Genomic DNA, 18,596 nt, shown 5'->3' with positions numbered 1-18,596 from the left:
ATATTCACCGTTCTACCGGTAAGGAGGAGAAACATGTCAGAGCTCCAAGCACGGATTAAGCAGTGGATGCGCACGCACAGCGAGGAAGGCATGGCCTTCCTGCAGCGGCTGGTGCAGGTGCCAAGCACGCAGGGCCATGAGGCGGCGGCGCAGGCCTTGGTCGCCGAGAAGCTGCGGCAGATGGGCTTAGAGGTCGACGTATGGGAGCTGGACGGGGAAGCTTTGAAGAAGCATCCGTACTTTTGCTCCTCGCGGCCGGACTTTGATAACTGCCCGAATGTGGTCGGCATTCTGCGCGGTTCCGGCGGCGGGAAGTCGATCATCCTGAACGGCCATATCGACGTCGTCCCGGAGGGGGAGCGCGAGCAGTGGTCGGACGATCCGTACAGCGGCGCGATCCGGGACGGCAAAATGTACGGCCGCGGCGTCACGGACATGAAAGGCGGAAACGTCTCCCTGCTGCTGGCGATCCAAGCGATTCAAGGGCTGGGTCTCCGGCTGAAAGGCGACGTCATCTTTCAGAGCGTCGTCGAGGAGGAAAGCGGCGGGGCTGGTACACTCGCCACCGTGATGCGGGGCTACCAGGCCGATGCGGCGATCATTCCGGAGCCGACGAATATGCGTATTTTTCCGAAGCAGCAGGGTTCGATGTGGTTCCGCATTCAAGTGAAGGGCCGAGCGGCGCACGGCGGCACCCGGTATGAGGGAGTCAGCGCCATCGAGAAAAGCATGCTCGTCATCCGCCACATTCAAGCGCTGGAGGAACGGCGCAACGCCCGGATCACCGATCCGCTGTATCAAAATACGCCGATTCCGATCCCGATCAACATCGGGGTCATCCAGGGCGGCAACTGGCCGTCCTCAGTTCCCGATCTCGTCCGTTTGGAAGGCCGGATGGGCGTCTCGCCCGAGGAAACGATCGAGGAAGCGAAGCTGGAGATGGAGCAGTGGCTGGAGCGGCTTGCCGAGCAGGACCCGTGGTTCAAGGAGCACGCTCCCGTGTTGGAATGGTTCGGCGCCCGCTGGATTCCCGGTTCGATGGACATGGAGCATGAGCTCATGCACACCTTGGCGGATCAGTACCGCAGGGTTGCCGGAGCGGAGCCGGTCATTGAAGCGTCCCCGTGGGGAACCGACGGCGGTCTGCTGACCCAAGCGGGCAAGACGCCCGCTATTGTGTTCGGGCCGGGAGTTACGGAAGTCGCTCATTACCCGAACGAATATATCGAGCTGGACAAAGTGACGGAAGCGGCGGAAATCATTGCTTTGACGCTTATCGAATGGTGCGGACTGAACGAAACGAACGGTTAATTTTTCAAGCCGAAAGGGGAACAAACCTATGACAGCTCAACGAAAATTCGTATCGGTTGCAGCCGAATTGCCGGGAGCGAAGACAAAGGCTCTCTTAGAGCGGAGACAGCAAACGGTATCCAAGGGAGTCGGCAACAACCATCCTTTGTTTGTCGAAAGAGCGCAGGGGGCGCTGCTGTACGATGTGGACGGCAACGTGTTCCTGGACTTCGTCGGTGCGATCGGCACCATCAACGTGGGTCACAGCCCGGTCGAGGTCGTGGACGCCATTAAGGAGCAAGCGGAAAAGTACATTCATACGTGCTTCCATGTCGGAATGTATGAGCCTTATGTGGCGTTGGCGGAAAAGCTCGCCGAGATCACCCCGGGCGATTTTGCGAAAAAAGCCGTGCTCTTGAACAGCGGCGCGGAGGCGGTCGAGAACGCCGTGAAGATCGCCCGGAAATATACAGGCAAAACGGGCATCGTCTCGTTCACCCGCGGCTTCCACGGCCGGACTCTGCTCGGCATGTCTCTGACCAGCAAAGTGAAGCCGTACAAATACCAGATGGGGCCGTATGCCCCGGCGATCTATAAAGCGCCTTTTCCGTATCCGTACCAACGTCCCGCGTCGATGACCGAAGAAGAGTACGGGGAGTTTTGCCTGAAGCAGTTCGAGGATTTCCTGTTGACCGAGGTCGCCCCGGAAGAGCTGGCGGCGGTCATTATGGAGCCGGTGCAGGGCGAGGGAGGCTTCATCGTTCCGCCAAAATCGTTCGTGCAGGGCGTCTTTCAGATTTGCAAGAAGCATGGTATCTTGTTTATTGCCGATGAAATTCAGACCGGCTTTGGCCGGACCGGAGAAATGTTCGCTTCGACGCTGTTCGAGATCGAACCGGATCTCATCACGCTTTCCAAATCGATCGCCGCAGGTCTTCCAATTAGCGCCGTCGTCGGCAAAGCGGAGATTATGGACGCCCCGAACCCGGGCGAAATCGGCGGAACCTATGGCGGCAGCCCGCTCGGTTGTGCGGCGGCTCTGGCAGTGATCGAGATGATGCAGCGCGAAGATCTGCCGGGAAAATCGCGCGTCATCGGCGACACGATCCGCAATCATTTTCACAAGCTGCAGGATGAGTTTAAAATCATCGGAGACGTTCGCGGACTGGGTGCGATGTGCGCCGTGGAGTTTGTTGATCCGGACACCGGCAAGCCGGCGAAAGAGTTCGTTGCAGCTTTGCTGCAAGCTTGTTACCGAAAAGGAGTGGTCCTGCTCGGCGCAGGAGTCCACAGCAATATTGTCCGTTTCTTGACCCCGCTGGTCATCACGGAGGAGCAACTGCAAGAAGGGCTCGACATTATCAGCGAGGCCATGGCGGAACTGAGCGCCGTATCGGCCGGAGCGGGTAAGGCGGACTGATCGTATCGCATAAGGAGGCGGATTTACTTCATGAAAAAGCATGCATTCATCGACGGAACCTGGGTTGAGACGAAAAATTACACCCCGCTGTACTCGCCGTACTCCAAGGAAAAGCTGGCCGACATCGCTTCGGCTGATCTCGCGGAGACCGAGCAGGCGATCGAAGCGGCGGTCCGCTGCAAGCCGGTTATGCGAAGCATGCCGGCCCACCAACGGGCCCGCATTCTGGAAACCGTTTCCCGCCTGCTGGAACAGCGCCGCGAAGAAGCGGCCCGACACATCGCGCTGGAAGCCGCCAAGCCGATCAAAGCCGCACTGATCGAGGTAGACCGCACGATCCAGACATATAAGTTGGCCGGCGAGGAAGCGAAGCGGATTCACGGCGAAACGTTGGCGATGGACGCCGTTCCCGGAGGGGAAGGACGCTTCGCTTATACCATGAGAGAGCCGCTGGGCGTGGTCGGGGCGGTCACTCCGTTCAATTTTCCGATGAATCTGGTCGCCCACAAGCTGGGCCCGGCCATTGCCGCGGGCAATACCGTCGTCCTGAAGCCTGCGGGCCAGACGCCTTTATCGGCGTTTTTCATCGCGGAGCTATTCGCGGAAGCCGGGCTACCGGCCGGCGCTCTGAACGTCGTCACCGGCGCCGGCAGAGTCATCGGCGATAAAATCGTCGAAGACCCCCGCGTCGATGTCATTACGTTCACGGGAAGCCCATCCGTCGGCAAAAGCATCCGCGCGAAAGCCGGATTGAAGCGGGTCACACTGGAGCTGGGCTCCAACTCCGCAGTTATCGTGGACAGCGATGCCCGGATCGATTCCATTATTGCGCGCTGTGTCACAGGTGCGTTCTCGTTCCAAGGCCAAGTCTGCATCTCCTTGCAGCGGGTGTACGTGCTGGAGGACAGGTATGACGAGTTTGTCGAAAAATTCGTCGCAGCGGCCAAGCAGCTCAAGCTTGGAGACCCGCTGGATGCCGATACGGACGTGTCCGCGATGATCTCCGAACGCGAAACGGAGCGGGCCGTGGAATGGATTAAGGAAGCCGCGCAGAAGGGGGCAACCGTGGCGCTGGGCGGAACGGCCGAAGGCGGGATTCTTGCGCCTACGGTGCTGCTGAACGTCGCTCCTGACGCGCAAGTGTCCTGCAAGGAAGTGTTCGCCCCGATTGTGCTGATCAACAAGGTCAGCTCAGTGGAGGAGGCGGTGGATTGGGTTAACCATTCCGTCTACGGGCTCCAGGCCGGGATTTATACCGACAATCTGCACACCGCCATGAACGCGATCGATAAGCTGCATGTCGGCGGCGTCATGATCAACGACATACCAACCTTCCGGCTCGATCACATGCCCTACGGCGGCGTGAAAGAAAGCGGAGTCGGACGCGAAGGCATCAAGTATGCGGTGGAGGAATTGACGGAGCTGAAGCTCGTGGTGTTTAACCGGAATCGGTAGGTGGGGGAGTAGTTCGGAGGCGGTAATTTGAGGAAAAGTAGTGTTAAAAAGTTAGTATTTTTATTTGAGGGGCTGCCGCGGCGGCTCTATTTTTTTATGTTTAGGACAGACTTGCGAAGGAAAACTTTTAATACCCATAAAGAGAAAGCCTTATACTATATAACTCAGCCTGTTGAGGTATATCACCAACAGGCTGCCTTTCCTAAAATTAATAGAGAATTGTTTTGAAAGTGACGGTTTACAAACATAAAGCTTCTATTGATAAAGCTGAATATTCTCTTCTGAGTTCCGTATGAATCGCTTTAAGAAAGGCTTTTGCGAGTTGCACTGGAACAGCATTGCCAATCTGTGTAGCAATATTTTCTGATGAGCCTTCATTAACGGAACCCAGCAGGTTTCCTGTGAATTTATAATTTTTTGGGAAAGTTTGAATTAGGGCGGCCTCTCTTATACTAATAGCTCGATCTTCTGTGGGGTGACCAAAACGTCCTTTTGAGTAGGCAAGGCAACCACAAGTTATTGTTGGTGCATAGTCCAAATTGTTCATTCTGCCGTAAACATCACCAAAGCTTATGTTTTTTTGTTTATGGCAATCCAATATTAATTCTTTTGGCCAGTCAGAACGACTACCGCCATTTGGTTTTGTATTTCTTATTCTTTTAAGATTAATTTCTGATAAATTTCTGCACTTATGCAGTGGGTCAGTTGGGTCTGCTTCACCTGCACTAAGAGGAGCAAGGTTAAAGCTTTTTAGATATTTACCTAGAGATTCTGCTTTTATTTTCAAAGGCCATAAGTTCAAAGGATTCGAAACATAAGGTGTTCCATTTCTTGGATGTTTGATTACTGCTTCGGTGTTCGGAAAACTATCGATTCTCTTAGCTATCAAAATCATTCGTTTTCTGCGTTGAGGAACGCCATAGTCAGAAGCATCAACGACTTCATAACGAATATGATATGAAGGACGGTTAAGGTTTTTTTTGAATCCGAAGCGATCTACGTTAGAAAGCCGTTTTAGAAACAAATGGAAGATGCTATAATTGACTATATTGTCAACGTTCTCAAAAAAAATAAACTTTGGAAAATAAATATCAGCAACTCTTAATACTTCAAGAATTAGTGTATTTCTTCCGTCAAAGTTATTATTACTTTTCTTCCTCGAATGTTTAGAAAATCCCTGACATGGAGGTGTTCCTATTAATAAATCAAGTGACTCTTTTGGTAGGGCGACCTTTTCTAGCCATAGATCCTTTGTAATATTTCTTATGTCTTCAACTATAAGATGTTTGTTTCCATGATTAAGTTCGTAGGTTTTTGCAATTATGGGATCATATTCTACTGCGCACTTTATTTCAAATAGATTCTTTAAAGCTTCAGAAACGCCACCAGCTCCCGAAAAAAGATCAATTGCAGTAAATTTTTTATCCAAATTTCATCACCGCTTAACTTTGTTAATCTTTAAAGATATTATAACTACTTCTTTCCATATTGTCTTGAATAATTTAGACAAATACAATTCAATCATTCTGAATAGGAGAAAATATAATGGCTAAATTTAGAACCAGGGCACGTGCTGTCGATCTACTTGGAAAACAACAAATCAGAGACGAAGTTACAGCAATTTCTGAACTATTAAGAAACTCGTATGATGCGGATGCTTTTGAAGGACTAGTCAATATCAATACTTCGAATCAGAGTATTGTAGTTTGGGATGATGGGGATGGCATGGATGCTGAAGATCTTGAACAAAACTGGCTTACTATAGGTACCTATTCAAAAAAAGGAAAGATTCAAAAATCTCGAAAAGGTAGGGTTAAAATAGGTGAAAAGGGGATAGGTAGACTCGCTGTCTCCTTACTTGGAGATCAATTATTATTGATTTCTAAAAAGAGATATAAAGGATCTTGGAGTTTGCTTTATCTTCACTGGGAACTATTTAGAAATGAAAGATTGTTTCTCGAAGATATAGAGATTCCTGTTAAAAATTTTAGTTCATTTGATGAACTAGTCACTTTCCTTAAAAATAATGTAGATGAACTTAAGAACATATTAGTACGAAACCTGAACGATAAAAATAATTGGGACGCTGATAAGCGGAATGAAGTCATTACACAGATAAACTCCTTTACTATTAATAATCAGGTATTTGATCTTTTAAAATTAAACGAAAATAGAGGTGGGGGAACACTATTTTATCTCGCAAATATAGATACTACTTGGGACTGGAATATTTATGAGACCCAAATTAAGGATGAAAGTCTCCAGGTTCGGGTTAGAAGACTTAAAGATATACTATATTCCTTTCAAAATTATATAGATTTGTTCGATGAAGAATTAGAAAAGAATACTGAAAGTGAAGAAGAAAAGAAAGAAGAAACAATCTTTATCCCAAAAATACATATTAATGGAAAACCAATGGAAGACGAAACTTGGTTTAACCAGGAAGATATTGGTTTGTATGATTATGCATTAAAAGGCCAGATTCAAAATGGTGTCTTTCAAGGTAAAGCATTTATGCGAGGTCTGAAATCAATAGAGAATGTCCGTGCAGAATTAACAGAAGGAATCGATAGAAGGACATTAAAGGATTGTGGTCCTATAAAACTAAAGTGGTACTTTGTTGAAGGTTCGGCAGATCTATCATCTTTAAACAAAGATGAGCATAAAAGAATGAATGATAAGTTAAATAATATCGGTGGTGTTTACGTTTACAGAGATGGATTGAGAATCTTGCCGTATGGCGAAACTGGAAACGATTTTCTTAATATGGAAGAACGAAGATCTCTCCGTGCTAGAACATATCTTTTTAGCCATAGAAGAATGTTCGGGTTTATGGAAATTTCAAAGGCAGAGAATCCTAACTTGGTGGATAAATCAAGTAGGGAAGGATTTGTAGAAAATGCAACTTATAATTATTTTCGTACAGTTGGTATTAATCTTCTAAAATGGTGGGCCATACAGTATTTAGAAACTCTTAAAGATGATGGTAAACGTGATAGTTATATTAACTATTATAAAAGTGAATATGAAAAAGCAGAGAAAGCGCGACAATCCCAAAAGGATGAAGAAAAAAAGGAAAAGGAGCACCTGAAAGATCTAAGAAATAAACTAAGCAGGGATACCAATTCAATTGAGTTATTAACAAATAGACTACAAAAAGATGTTGTTTTAAGAATAGAAGAAGGTATTAATAGAATTACTAATGCTAATAGTAGGTTTAATCAAGAACAATTTTTTTATAGCTTAAAGCTAAATTTGTATGAGACTATTAGCCAAATTAATAGCGTGAAAATTGAGATCAATCCAAGGTATCAATATCCTTATGACTTATTAGATATGATAAATACGCACAATAATAGAATTACTGTTGAACAACTCAATTTAACGACTTTTATAGAGGAGGAGCTTGATAAATTAAAACAAAAAATTGATAATTCAAATTTGAAATTTAAGCTGAATGTATTAGAGCAACTCGATCAAGCAATAGATTGGATTGATGACTTTTGTAATAACAAATATTCCAAATTAGGTAATAGTTATAGTATTTCTATTCAGAATTTATTGAACGAGGTATCTCAAGAATTTCTTCAGGTTATTAATAACCTTATTAAAGAAAATAAAAAAGATATATCTATATATTTGGAAAGACTAGCAGTCATAAAGAAACAAATGATCCAACAAAAATTACAATCTAAAGCAATCTTACTAGCAGAGAAAAATCACTTAGAGGAGAATATTCAAAATACAATTAAAGAGTTTGAAAATGTTACAAAAGAGATTCAAGAGAAAATAATAATTCATGAGGACCAACTAAGAAATAGCACGGAGTATAAAGTAATTAAAGAATATCTTGAGAATATGCGGGACCAAAACGTTATTAATAGTTTGAACAAAGATCAGTTTCTAATTGGATTGCTAAAAAAAGAAGTAGATATGTACCGCGACATTTCCGCGGTAGGTTTAGCGGCAGAAATGACTAGTCATGAATTCAATTCTTTACACAGGAGCATAAAAGAAAATGTAGATGTACTGTCTAAGGCATTAAAGCCAACTCCTGCATGGCCAATTATTGAAAAGGTTCGACAAGCATTTGAATCTCTTGAGAGACTGCATCAAAGAATGAGTCCTCTCTATAGACAAAGTCGTAGTCGAAGCAAGGAAATTAACCTAAAAACTTTTCTCGAAAGTCTACTGGACTACTTTAAAACAGATATTAATAAATATTCTGTATCTATTGTAAATCATATTCCCAATGATCTTACTATTAAAGAAATAGAATCAGTATTATTCACGCCTCTGGCAAACCTTATTTCAAATTCAATTTATTGGATGTTAGACAGAGAAAGAAGGGAGCTCCATTTTTATTATTCTGATACAGATAATATTTTATTTGTACATGATACTGGTACTGGTATAAAAGAGATGGATAGATTACGTATATTTGAACCCTATTTCTCAAAGAAGCTGGAAGGAAGAGGCCTTGGATTATTTTTGTCTCGTGATACTTTGGAATCCAGAGGACACTCTTTGTATTTTGAAGATAACGTTAATGTAATCAAGAATTTAGAAGGTGCTTGCTTTTGTATCAAATTTAAAAAAGAAACTATTGTAGAAAAATATGGGGTGGAAAAATGAGTAAATCATACGAGACAATTAATGAGGTTGTTAAAGGGTATTTCAATTCTGTATTAATTATAGACGATTCAATAGAACTGGAAGTCAAAGTTGAGGAAAAAATAAAATTGGATATTGGGCAAATAGATATGACAGTTTTTGATCAGTCACTGGCTGCACAAATTGAGGTAGAATCGCAAATCGAAGCAAACCAAGAAGTAGCAGCGGGAAAATCTAAGGTGGAAAATAGTTTGCTATTAATACCAAGAACAGAAACTCCTCAAGTTGAACTGATGGAAGAAGGCTTTGTTACCACTCCCTATAAATATAATTCAAGTTACCCTGTCCAGCAAATTGATCTGCTCTCAAATATGTTTTCAAATGTTAAACTGCTGATATTAGACTGGGATTTGGAAAATTCAAAAATTAATGACGGGTCACAAGTTGGAGAAGCAGCGAAATATGCTCTACGTAAATATATTAAACAAGAAAAGGGATTGAAATGTGTTGTTATTTATACCGATGCAGATGATTTAGATGCAATAATGGATGAATTGGTTGAAACGAAACTAATAGTAAAAATTAGTAATAATTTTTTTCAAGAGTTAAACGAAGACGATGGCCACGGATTGTTTGGTTTTATCATGTCTAAAGGTGATGTGAAACCAAAGCAAATAATTGAGGAAATATCAAAAAAATTACTTAGAGACAAAAGTATGGTTTTGCATTTTATGAGTTGTGTACTTACTCTTAATAGTAATATAAAAAAAGCTATGTATCATTTTAATGCTCCTTTTGAGAAAGTTATTTACTCCCAAATAATTACTTCTAAGATAGCTAATGATGATATACCGAAATTTTTAACAGAGAAATTTTTAAATATAGTTTTAGAGGAACCGCTTAATGAGAAACCAAATAATTTTATGATTACTAATAAATTTGATAATCTTAAAGAAGTAGGCGTTAATCTAGGTTTTGACATTTTATTAGTGACAAAAATTATGTCTGAGCTAAACATAGATTCTAAACCAAGAAATAAACTTTTAGAGTTATTTATGAATGATAATTTTAAGGCAGATCTTGTTGAAAGAATCAGTGGCTTTAACTCATATTCTTTAGAAGATTTTGAAAATGAATTATATAAATTAATTAATATTTACGTTAAAGACGATCAAATTAAAGAAGGAGAAAAACAAGAACAGGAGAAAAAAGATTTAATAAAGAACTTATTTTTTATTATGATGCTTTGGGATGAGTTTATTGAAGAGCAAATACCAATTATGGAGCAATTAGCGTGCTTAGATAATGTTTTTAAAGAGTATCCATTCGAATGGAAAAACATAGATAGTATCACTAAATCATTCCCTCATTTTAAAATTGATAAAAAGATAATAGATTTGTTAAGAGTTAATAATATTACAGAGGATCTTTTAAAAATAATTAACGATTCTTATGACATAGATATCTTCAAATCAAAAATCTTTTATTTGTTATCCAGTAAGCAAAAAAATTTAAATGAGATAAAATTTGCGAATGAGATATTAAATCTCTTGCAGCTTTGGGAGGTTTATTTTAAAAAACAATCAAATTTTAGTAGGTCTTACTCTAATCAAATTTACGATTTCACAAGGCTTATGAAATTTTATGATAACAGCAATAACGATTTGGTGGAAACCGGAAGTATATATAAAATCGTTAATGATGACGAGTATTTACTTTGTATAACACCTTACTGTGATACTTTTAATACAAGCAAGGTTGATCACTTAATAAAGTTTTTAAAGGGAAGATTGGTAGAAAGACCATCAGAATCAATGCTTAAAAATACTAAGGATAATTGTTTCGTCATGGCTGTGCCCATTGAGGATGATAAAAAAGTTAATTTCATAAAATGGAATTATTACGAAATTTTAACACTAAAAAAAGCGGATTTACTTGTTAAAGAAGAATATAAAAAAATGCATACTTTGCGCAAAGAATATATTCAAAACGTAATCAATAGATATATTGCTTATCAGTCTAGGGCTGGTGTTGATGAAATGTTTTATAAAGAATCAAGTTATATTAATAATTTTAAAAATTTTCTACAGTGAAGTAATTAGGTTCATGGGTAGAATTAAGATTCGAAAGTAATGTTGAGGTTATATAGCTAGGTAATGACCTAAATGGAAAGTAAAAACTCTCATTTATAAATAGCCCAATAGATAAGGACCTAAGATAAAATTATCCGTGGTCCTTATTTTGGTGCCAGTGATTTAAAGCGAATAGATTGTATTGTATGTGAATTATGTTTTTTATAACCCATTAAAGGGGAATCTGTGTAGATCCTTAATATAACAGGTCAGTTTTACACTTATAATAGGACCAACTCGGTTTTTTTTCAGGTTCTATGCACTCAAGGAAAAGTGGATAAAGTCCTCGACATCCGCACCGTCATGCAACATAAATCCTTGTTTTAAACGCGCGGCTACTATATGTCGTTCCAGATATCGGATTCCTCTTGTGGGGAAACGTTGTCCGTGCACAGGTTGAAAATGTAGCGATAGATGAAGAGGAAAAATGTATACCAGTAGGTAAATAGTATATAGAAATAAAGATTAGCCCGGGGGATTGAAATTGCTACGGGCTTTGTTTGTTTTATAAGCATGGATTTTTTTTGCATACTCGATAAATTTAATAACTTTCTCCAAGGTAACGTGATAATCCTGCTTGATCTCATGCTCCCAAATTCTCATAATCCCCCAACGACCTGCTTGGTAATACTCGGTAACTTCCTGATCTCGCTCGCTGTTCCGAGCGAGTTTTTGCAACCAGAAGGATTCGTTGGTTTTAGGGATGTTACCGTGTTCTTTACATCCATGCCAGAAGCAAGAATCGATGAAGATCACAATTTTATATTTCTTAATGGCAATATCCGGCTTACCGAACATGCTACTCACGTTTTTCCTGAACCGGTATCCTCTTCTCCAAAGATCCGTGCTCATTTTGTCTTCGATGGAAGTGTGGGTTGCGCGAATGGCTTGCATATTCCTTCTGCGTTGTTCTTTTGTAAGGACGTCAGCCACAGTTATCCCTCCTTCCTAATTATTGTACCATGAGAGTCAACGGTTAATTTTAGATGTCACTTTCATTATGTTACAATAATTAACAAATTAGCATTGGATTTTATACCGTTTCGGAGGGAACATGGAAGAACTTGAACACAAGCTTGCACTCGCACTACAAGAAATTAAACGACTCAGGCTTGAAAATCAGCAGCTCAAGCAAAGATTACAGTTGCTTACAGCGGAAGATCAATTACAGAATTTAAGCGCTATAAGTACCATACCCGAATTCTCTCCATCCGATGTAGTGCAAGAAACTGGGCCTGTTCGTTCTCATAAAAATGAAAACGGGAGCGTTCATAATTACTCTACGCCTGATGAGAAAATTGCTTTGTTCCGCAGTCTGTTCCGTGGACGAGAGGATGTGTACCCGGTCCGATGGGAAAGCAAGAACGGAAAGTCAGGTTATTCTCCAGCCTGCCAACGTGAGTGGTCCGTGGTTTGCAAAAAGCCGCAAATCAAATGTTCGGAATGCTCTCATCGGGAGTTCCTGCCTATAACGGATGAGGTGATCGCAGGACACCTGGATGTCAAAGTAAATCGAATCATCGGGGTGTACCCGATGCTTACGGATGAAACCTGCTGGTTTCTGGCAATCGATTTTGACAAACAAAATTGGCGGCAAGATGCCAGCGCAGTGATGAGAACATGCAGAGAAATGAACGTCCCGGCTGCTTTGGAAAGGTCTCGCTCTGGGAATGGAGGCCATGTATGGATTTTTTTCGAGCAGCCGATAGACGCAAGCCTTGCCAGAAAGCTTGGCTGCGCTCTATTGACTAAAACCATGGAGAGAAGATATCAGCTCAGCTTGGAATCGTATGATCGCTTGTTTCCGAATCAGGATACATTGCCCAAAGGCGGCTTTGGCAATTTGATTGCTTTGCCGTTGCAAGGAGTTCCTCGTAAGGAAGGCAACAGTATCTTTGTAGATGAATACTTCCTGCCATATGAGGACCAGTGGAGCTTTTTATCTACACTGCCTAAGATGACCTTGGCCGAAGTTGAAAAAGTGGTTCGGGAAGCCGCGCACAATGAGGCCTTGCTGAATGTCGGTCATTGGGGTGAAGATAATGATGAAGCCAAGCCCTGGGATCAAGCTGCGTTTTCATCTGATGATCAAGAACAATTCAAGTTGCCCCCAACCGTTAATATTGTGCTAGCCAATATGATATATATCGAGAAAAATGGTTTGCCAGTCAAGATGTTAAACCACCTTCAGCGATTAGCCGCTTTTCAGAATCCCGATTTTTATAAGACACAGGCCATGCGTTTACCAACTTACGGGAAGCCGCGAGTCATCGGTTGTTCGGAAGATTTCCCCAATCATATTGCGCTTCCGAGAGGATTGTATCAAGAGGTTATTCATCTGTTTAATCGACATCAAGTCGAACTGTCGATCACCGACGAACGTAATGCAGGCAAGCATGTTGATGTGGTTTTTCTCGGAAAACTTTCCATGCTGCAAGATACCGCAGCAAGATCGATCTTGGTGCATGATACAGGAATTCTTTCGGCTACGACAGCTTTCGGAAAAACGGTAGTAGCTGCTTCCATTATTGCTTCAAGACAGGTGAATACGTTGATCCTTGTCCATCGGCGGGAATTGATGGATCAATGGAAGGAGAGACTCAGCACATTTTTGAATCTGAGCCACAAGGATATTGGAATCATCGGCGGTGGGAAGGAAAAACGTACTGGCTGTGTCGATATTGCTATTATCCAAAGTTTGAATCACAAAGGGCAGATCAAAGACTATCTGGCTGAGTATGGTCAGATTATCGTGGATGAGTGTCACCATGTTTCAGCTTTCAGTTTCGAGCAAGTTCTAAAAAAGGCAAAGGCGAAATATGTCGTCGGACTGACGGCTACGCCAGCCCGTCAGGATGGTCACCAGCCAATTGTGTTGATGCAGTGCGGCCCGATTCGGATCAAAATTGATCCGAAGTCACAAGCGCTAGCTCGTGGAATGGAGCACAAAGTAATCCCAAGATATACGATCTTCAAAATTCCAAGTGATTCAGGGCACTTGAAAATACAAGATATCTATCAAATGCTCATCGATGATGAAAGCAGAAATGAATTAATATTTGATGATTTGCTCAAATGCTTGGACCAAGGAAGATCACCTATCCTGCTCACGGAGCGAACGGCTCATGTCGAATATTTTGAAAAACGACTAGAGAAGTTTGCTAAAAACGTGATTGTGTTGCGCGGTGGTATGGGCAAAAAGCAGCGGGAAGCACTTCGTGAGAAGATTGCGAGTATTGGGGATTCGGAGGAAAGGGTATTTATAGCAACGGGAAAATTGATCGGTGAAGGCTTTGATGATGCGAGGCTAGATACTTTATTTCTCGTCCACCCGATCTCTTGGAAAGGAACGCTCCAGCAATATGCGGGACGATTACATCGTTCACATAGTAATAAAAAGGATGTACAAATCTACGATTATGTCGATCTTCAGGTGCCACTACTGATGAGTATGTATAAGAAAAGGATCAAAGGTTATCGAACAATGGGGTATAGTGGTATGGAACTGTAGGGTTATTAAAAAACAATCTTTTAGTCCTTAAAGAAATTTGGGTTTGTCGGGAAACTCCTCAAAAGCATAACTCCCATCAATAGTTAACGGAGAGATGGAAATTGAGGAAAGCATAAGGATTTCCCGGCAAACTTTAATCGAATACAGGGAAGAACTTGATATGCCTTCTTCCACGCGAAAAGGAAGGCCTAGCTTCCGCTAAGTCCTTCCCTTCCCGAGGTCTTTCACCCACAGATTCATATCCTCGAATTTGTCGTAAATCTCGACGCTTTTCGTCAGTCGGCCGTAGTAACGGTACCCCATCTGCCCGAGGGCGGCATTCATGCCGAACGAAAGGGCTCTCGCCAGCGAATAGGCACAATAGATCTTCCTGCTGCGCAGTTCTTCCTCCAGAGCATGAATGAGCACTCTCATGAGCCCAAGCTTGCGGTAAGCCGGAAGTGTGGCGCAATCCGTAATTTCCGCATTGCGGTACGCTTCGTTGATTTCCGCCGAGGCGGCGCTGAACAGCAGGCCGGCTTGTTCCACGATATAAAAGACGGTGCCTTCCCGGATGACCTTTTCAACATACCAAGGCTGGCTCATGGGGGTTGGGTACGTCTGAAACACTTGACCGTACAAAACGGCAAGCGCCTCGGCATCTTCCGGCTGGACGATGCGCAGCGTACAGTCTGCGGGGATCTGCGGGCGTTCCGGCTTCAAAGGGAGCTGAAGTACTTGCCCCAAAATCTGATCCTCCTCGATCCAAAAATCGCTGGTCCGGCGCTCCAGATCGAAGTAGACGGCCATACAGTAGGCGTCGCTGCCAAGAAAGTAGCCTTTATAAATCCCTTCGAGCATACAGCCTTTGGATAAAAAGGCAGGCCAATCTTCTTCGCGAGACTTGACGAAGGCTTTGGTTAACGCGTGCTGGCCGGCAAGCTCGCACATACGCTGGAAAATGGCATCGATATTTCCCCGGTAATCGTCCACCCGTATCCTTTTGTTAAAGAAATCGAGGCAAACATGCATCTCGTAATCGCATCCCTGCTCGACTTGATTGGTATAGTAAGCTTGTTCTTCCAGCATGTTTTTCCTCCTCAAAGTTTTCCGCAGGAAAACTGACTTCGTAAGCATTGGCTGAGCTTTCCGCAGGAAAGCTACTTCGTAAGCATGGGCTTGGCTTTCCGTAGGAAGCTACTTCACAAATATGCCTCACCCGAGCAGTCCATCCCTAAGTTTAAAGCAAAAACAGAGCCAATGCGAGAGAGGATCACGTCCATTCTCTTGGTGGACAAAAAGTTTTGCTGCAAAATGATGGCAAAGTGCAAAAGATTTTGCGGTGCTGTATGCTTTTCATCCGGTCTATAAGGTTACTTCGTCCTAATCCTAAGTTGGCATCAACTTTGCTTATATACCATATGGTGAAAATAATGACAACCTGGAGAGGGGAGAGAATGAACGATGAAATGTATGTGGTGCGATGCGGAGCCGATCCGCGAGAGCGTAAAAGATTGCTATTGGGTGGCGCCGGACGGGAAAACAGCAGTGCAGATTCTGGAAGCTCCGGCGTTGGACTGTCCTAATTGCGGACAATACGTGACCGAAAGCATGTCGCAGCGAATCGAAGAGGCGCTTTATTTGAACGATTTCTCCGCACTAGGAAGCAAGTTCCGTTACGACGAGTTGATGAACGCCCCGCGAATCAACAAATTTTTGAGCAAGGGTTGACCCAGGGTGCATCTGCTGCCCGCCTCAGCCCGAATAAAGCCCTCGACGGTCCCTATGGGGATCCGCGAGGGCTGATTCGCTTGCCCGGACGTTTTGCGTCAGAGGGCGATCACCCGCCGTACTACAACAAAACGCGTTCCGGGAGGCTAGTGCGTGAAGGAACTCCGGAGGCCTTGACGAAAAACAACGACCGGTGCAACATCCTCGTCACACAGCCCTTCCGCATGACAAAATCCTTGCACAGCCCTCGCCTACCAAGCGTCCCAAGGGGGAGCCGTCAAAACTCCCCCAGTGCCAACGCCTCACGCCTCCGCGCTCGAAGTATTCTCCTTCTGCTTCACCGCTTTGATCAGCTTTTCCTTCATTTCATCCCGCTTTTGCCGGCGGTCTTTCAACGAGGAGTGCTCGGAAGCTTCCTCGTACGATTTTCTGCGGCCGATGCGGTGCAAGTTTTCCGGCACCAGGTTGAATTTTTCATCCTTCATGAGGGCAATAATTCCAGTGCTTGCCGGTGCTTGCTGGATGCCGTAAATCTCGTTGAAATATTCGTCGGCGCGGCCCGGGACATAATTTTTCGGCTCCGGGTAGCCGACGATAACGCCTTCATAGTTGCGCAGGATGACTTTATCCTGGCTTTGCGAGATCAGATAGTTCGGCTGCAGCGCGATTTTTCCGCCGCCTCCGGGGGCGTCGACGACGAAGGTCGGGACCGCATAGCCGGAAGTATGGCCGCGCAGCGCCTCGATAATCTCCAGCCCTTTGGACACGGGTGCGCGGAAATGGCCGATGCCTTCGGACAAATCGCATTGGTAAATATAGTAGGGGCGGACGCGGATTTTGACCAGCTCGTGCATGAGCTTTTTCATAATATGCGTGCTGTCGTTAATGCCCGCCAGAATGACCGCCTGATTCCCCAGCGGAACGCCCGCGTTAGCCAGCATTTCGCAAGCCTGCTTTGCTTCGGCCGTAATTTCCAGAGGATGATTGAAATGCGTGTTCAGCCATACCGGATGGTACTTTTTCAGAATGTTGCACAGGTTCTCCGTAATGCGCTGCGGGAAGACGACCGGAGCCCGCGTGCCGATCCGGATAATCTCGACGTGGGGGATCGCCCGCAAATTTTTCAGTATATATTCCACGATGTTGTCGTTGATAAGCAAGCCGTCACCCCCGGATAGGAGCACGTCGCGGACTTCCGGCGTACGGCGGATGTAGTCGATAGCGTCGTCCAGCTGTTTTTTGGGCACTCCCATGCCCACCTGGCCCGAGAAGCGACGGCGCGTACAGTAACGGCAGTACATCGAGCACTGGTTCGTGACCAGAAACAGCACCCGGTCCGGGTAACGGTGGGTTAAGCCCGGCGTCGGGGAATCTTCGTCCTCGTGGAGCGGGTCCTCCAGGTCGTATTTCGTCTTCAGCAGCTCCGCGGAAATCGGAACCGACTGCATGCGGATCGGGCAGCGGGGATCGTCCGGGTGCATCAGCGAAGCGTAATAAGGCGTTATATTCAATGGAATCGTTTGCGTCGAAATGCGCACGCCTTCCTCTTCCTCGGGAGTTAAATTCACGACTTGCTTCAACTCGTCCAAGGTGCGGATCGTGTGCGTCAACTGCCACAGCCAATCGTTCCACTGTTCCTCCGTCACATCTTTCCACAGTTCGACGTCTTTCCAGTGCCTTTTGCTGCTGAGAGGGGGAACGTTCGTTTTGCTTTGCGGATCCATCATCGGTACGCTCATCCAGAGCACCTCCATCAATCGTTTTCGCTTAATGTATAAGCAAAAATCATGCCAATACTGGGAGATGCTGGGCGAAGGCGGATCCGGCAAAATGCGCTACGGCTTCCTCGCGATCCCGTACCGGTTCAGCTTGTACTGCAAAGCTTGCCGCTTGATCCCCAACGCTTGCGCGGCAAGGCTGATGTTGTAGCCGTGACGCTTGAGCGCGTCGACGATCGCATCCCGCTCCATCTGCTTCATCCGGTCGGTTAATTTTCCTGCCGGGAACGCGGTGAGGTCCGGCTTCCGCAGAGAGGGGACCGGCACGGGACAGGGAGTTTCCCTCAGATTCGTAGGCAGATGACGATCCTCAATGATCTCCTCTTCCGGCTCGATCATATTGAAGGCGGATTCGATCGCATGCCCCAATTCGCGAACGTTGCCGGGCCAGGCGTAAGCCATGAACCGCTGCATGGCGGACGGAGCCATGCCCATAATTTTCATGCCGAACATCGGATTGAACTTCTCGATAAAATGCTGTGCGAGCAGCGGAATGTCCTCTTGCCTGCGCAGCAGTGGCGGGAGCTGCAGGGTGACGACATTCAGCCGGAAAAAGAGGGCGTGCCGCAAAATGCCTTTGTCCAGCGCCTCCTGCGGGGCCATGTTCATCGCCGCGACGATTCTGACGTTCACCTGCTGCTCCGTCGTCCCCCCGATTCTCCGCACACGGCCTGCCCTGCACAACC

At 44.9% G+C, this 18,596-nt stretch carries 12 protein-coding genes; 7 read left to right on the top strand and 5 right to left on the bottom strand.

Translation table 11 applies throughout. The features are described from left to right. The first annotated feature begins 33 nt into the window (after window positions 1-33). The 3 genes from QJ48_RS02445 to QJ48_RS02435 are packed head-to-tail and all read left to right on the top strand — an operon-like array spanning window position 34 to window position 4,165. Window positions 34-1,311: a peptidase gene (locus QJ48_RS02445; protein ID WP_054972074.1), complete on the top strand. Its 1,278-nt coding sequence runs from the start codon at window positions 34-36 to the stop codon at window positions 1,309-1,311. Window positions 1,312-1,339: 28 nt separating this feature from the next. Then, window positions 1,340-2,710 (top strand): 4-aminobutyrate--2-oxoglutarate transaminase, encoded by a 1,371-nt coding sequence (gabT, locus tag QJ48_RS02440; protein WP_054972073.1) that lies wholly within the window; start codon window positions 1,340-1,342, stop codon window positions 2,708-2,710. Window positions 2,711-2,740: 30 nt separating this feature from the next. Beyond that, on the top strand, window positions 2,741-4,165 hold the full coding sequence (locus tag QJ48_RS02435; RefSeq protein WP_054972072.1) for an aldehyde dehydrogenase family protein: 1,425 nt from the start codon (window positions 2,741-2,743) through the stop codon (window positions 4,163-4,165). A gap of 238 nt (window positions 4,166-4,403) precedes the next feature. Here the strand turns inward: QJ48_RS02435 and QJ48_RS35500 are convergent, their stop codons facing one another. Next, window positions 4,404-5,594, bottom strand: coding sequence for a DNA cytosine methyltransferase (locus QJ48_RS35500; RefSeq protein ID WP_082420302.1), 1,191 nt, complete (start codon window positions 5,592-5,594; stop codon window positions 4,404-4,406). A 116-nt stretch (window positions 5,595-5,710) separates the two neighbouring features. Between QJ48_RS35500 and QJ48_RS02425 the strand changes: the two genes are divergently transcribed. Together QJ48_RS02425 and QJ48_RS02420 are read left to right on the top strand one after the other, a co-directional pair. Beyond that, on the top strand, window positions 5,711-8,800 hold the full coding sequence (locus QJ48_RS02425; protein WP_054972070.1) for an ATP-binding protein: 3,090 nt from the start codon (window positions 5,711-5,713) through the stop codon (window positions 8,798-8,800). Further along, entirely contained in the window at window positions 8,797-10,872 is a 2,076-nt protein-coding gene (locus QJ48_RS02420; protein ID WP_054972069.1) for a response regulator receiver domain, read from the top strand. Before QJ48_RS02425 ends, QJ48_RS02420 begins: the two co-directional genes overlap by 4 nt. A 504-nt stretch (window positions 10,873-11,376) precedes the next feature. On the opposite strand, the gene QJ48_RS02415 is transcribed toward QJ48_RS02420, so the two are convergent. After that, window positions 11,377-11,844 carry a very short patch repair endonuclease gene (locus QJ48_RS02415; protein ID WP_054972068.1) on the bottom strand — a complete coding sequence of 156 codons (468 nt, stop codon included), beginning with the start codon at window positions 11,842-11,844 and terminating at the stop codon, window positions 11,377-11,379. Between the two features lie 121 nt (window positions 11,845-11,965). Here QJ48_RS02415 and QJ48_RS02410 point away from each other — a divergent pair, with 121 nt between their 5' ends. Then, window positions 11,966-14,422, top strand: a complete 2,457-nt coding sequence (locus QJ48_RS02410) for a TOTE conflict system archaeo-eukaryotic primase domain-containing protein (RefSeq protein WP_054972067.1) — start codon at window positions 11,966-11,968, stop codon at window positions 14,420-14,422. 198 nt (window positions 14,423-14,620) lie between these two features. Here QJ48_RS02410 and ablB read toward each other — a convergent pair whose 3' ends face one another. Continuing rightward, the gene (ablB, locus tag QJ48_RS02405; protein WP_054972066.1) at window positions 14,621-15,490 is read right to left on the bottom strand and encodes a putative beta-lysine N-acetyltransferase; all 870 of its coding nucleotides are present in this window, start codon (window positions 15,488-15,490) and stop codon (window positions 14,621-14,623) included. A 375-nt stretch (window positions 15,491-15,865) separates the two neighbouring features. Between ablB and QJ48_RS02400 the strand changes: the two genes are divergently transcribed. Further along, window positions 15,866-16,132 (top strand): YokU family protein, encoded by a 267-nt coding sequence (locus tag QJ48_RS02400; RefSeq protein ID WP_054972065.1) that lies wholly within the window; start codon window positions 15,866-15,868, stop codon window positions 16,130-16,132. Between the two features lie 302 nt (window positions 16,133-16,434). Here the strand turns inward: QJ48_RS02400 and ablA are convergent, their stop codons facing one another. Together ablA and QJ48_RS02390 are read right to left on the bottom strand one after the other, a co-directional pair. After that, window positions 16,435-17,856, bottom strand: coding sequence for a lysine 2,3-aminomutase (gene ablA / locus QJ48_RS02395; protein WP_054972128.1), 1,422 nt, complete (start codon window positions 17,854-17,856; stop codon window positions 16,435-16,437). Between the two features lie 111 nt (window positions 17,857-17,967). Then, a partial coding sequence (locus QJ48_RS02390; RefSeq protein WP_193394384.1) for a helix-turn-helix domain-containing protein occupies window positions 17,968-18,596 on the bottom strand: 629 nt, incomplete at its 5' end.

This window comes from Paenibacillus sp. A3 (assembly GCF_001399685.1).
In the GTDB taxonomy this organism is placed as follows: Bacteria; Bacillota; Bacilli; order Paenibacillales; family NBRC-103111; genus Paenibacillus_G.
This window is presented reverse-complemented; position numbering and strand designations above follow the sequence as displayed.

What these genes read in the sequence shown, in the direction of transcription:
- ablA (WP_054972128.1), bottom strand. Translation starts at nt 17,856, where the DNA reads ATGGATCCGCAAAGCAAAACGAACGTTCCCCCTCTCAGCAGCAAAAGG.
- QJ48_RS02400 (WP_054972065.1), top strand. Translation starts at nt 15,866, where the DNA reads ATGAAATGTATGTGGTGCGATGCGGAGCCGATCCGCGAGAGCGTAAAA.
- ablB (WP_054972066.1), bottom strand. Translation starts at nt 15,490, where the DNA reads ATGCTGGAAGAACAAGCTTACTATACCAATCAAGTCGAGCAGGGATGC.
- QJ48_RS02420 (WP_054972069.1), top strand. Translation starts at nt 8,797, where the DNA reads ATGAGTAAATCATACGAGACAATTAATGAGGTTGTTAAAGGGTATTTC.
- QJ48_RS02425 (WP_054972070.1), top strand. Translation starts at nt 5,711, where the DNA reads ATGGCTAAATTTAGAACCAGGGCACGTGCTGTCGATCTACTTGGAAAA.
- QJ48_RS02410 (WP_054972067.1), top strand. Translation starts at nt 11,966, where the DNA reads ATGGAAGAACTTGAACACAAGCTTGCACTCGCACTACAAGAAATTAAA.
- QJ48_RS02435 (WP_054972072.1), top strand. Translation starts at nt 2,741, where the DNA reads ATGAAAAAGCATGCATTCATCGACGGAACCTGGGTTGAGACGAAAAAT.
- gabT (WP_054972073.1), top strand. Translation starts at nt 1,340, where the DNA reads ATGACAGCTCAACGAAAATTCGTATCGGTTGCAGCCGAATTGCCGGGA.
- QJ48_RS02445 (WP_054972074.1), top strand. Translation starts at nt 34, where the DNA reads ATGTCAGAGCTCCAAGCACGGATTAAGCAGTGGATGCGCACGCACAGC.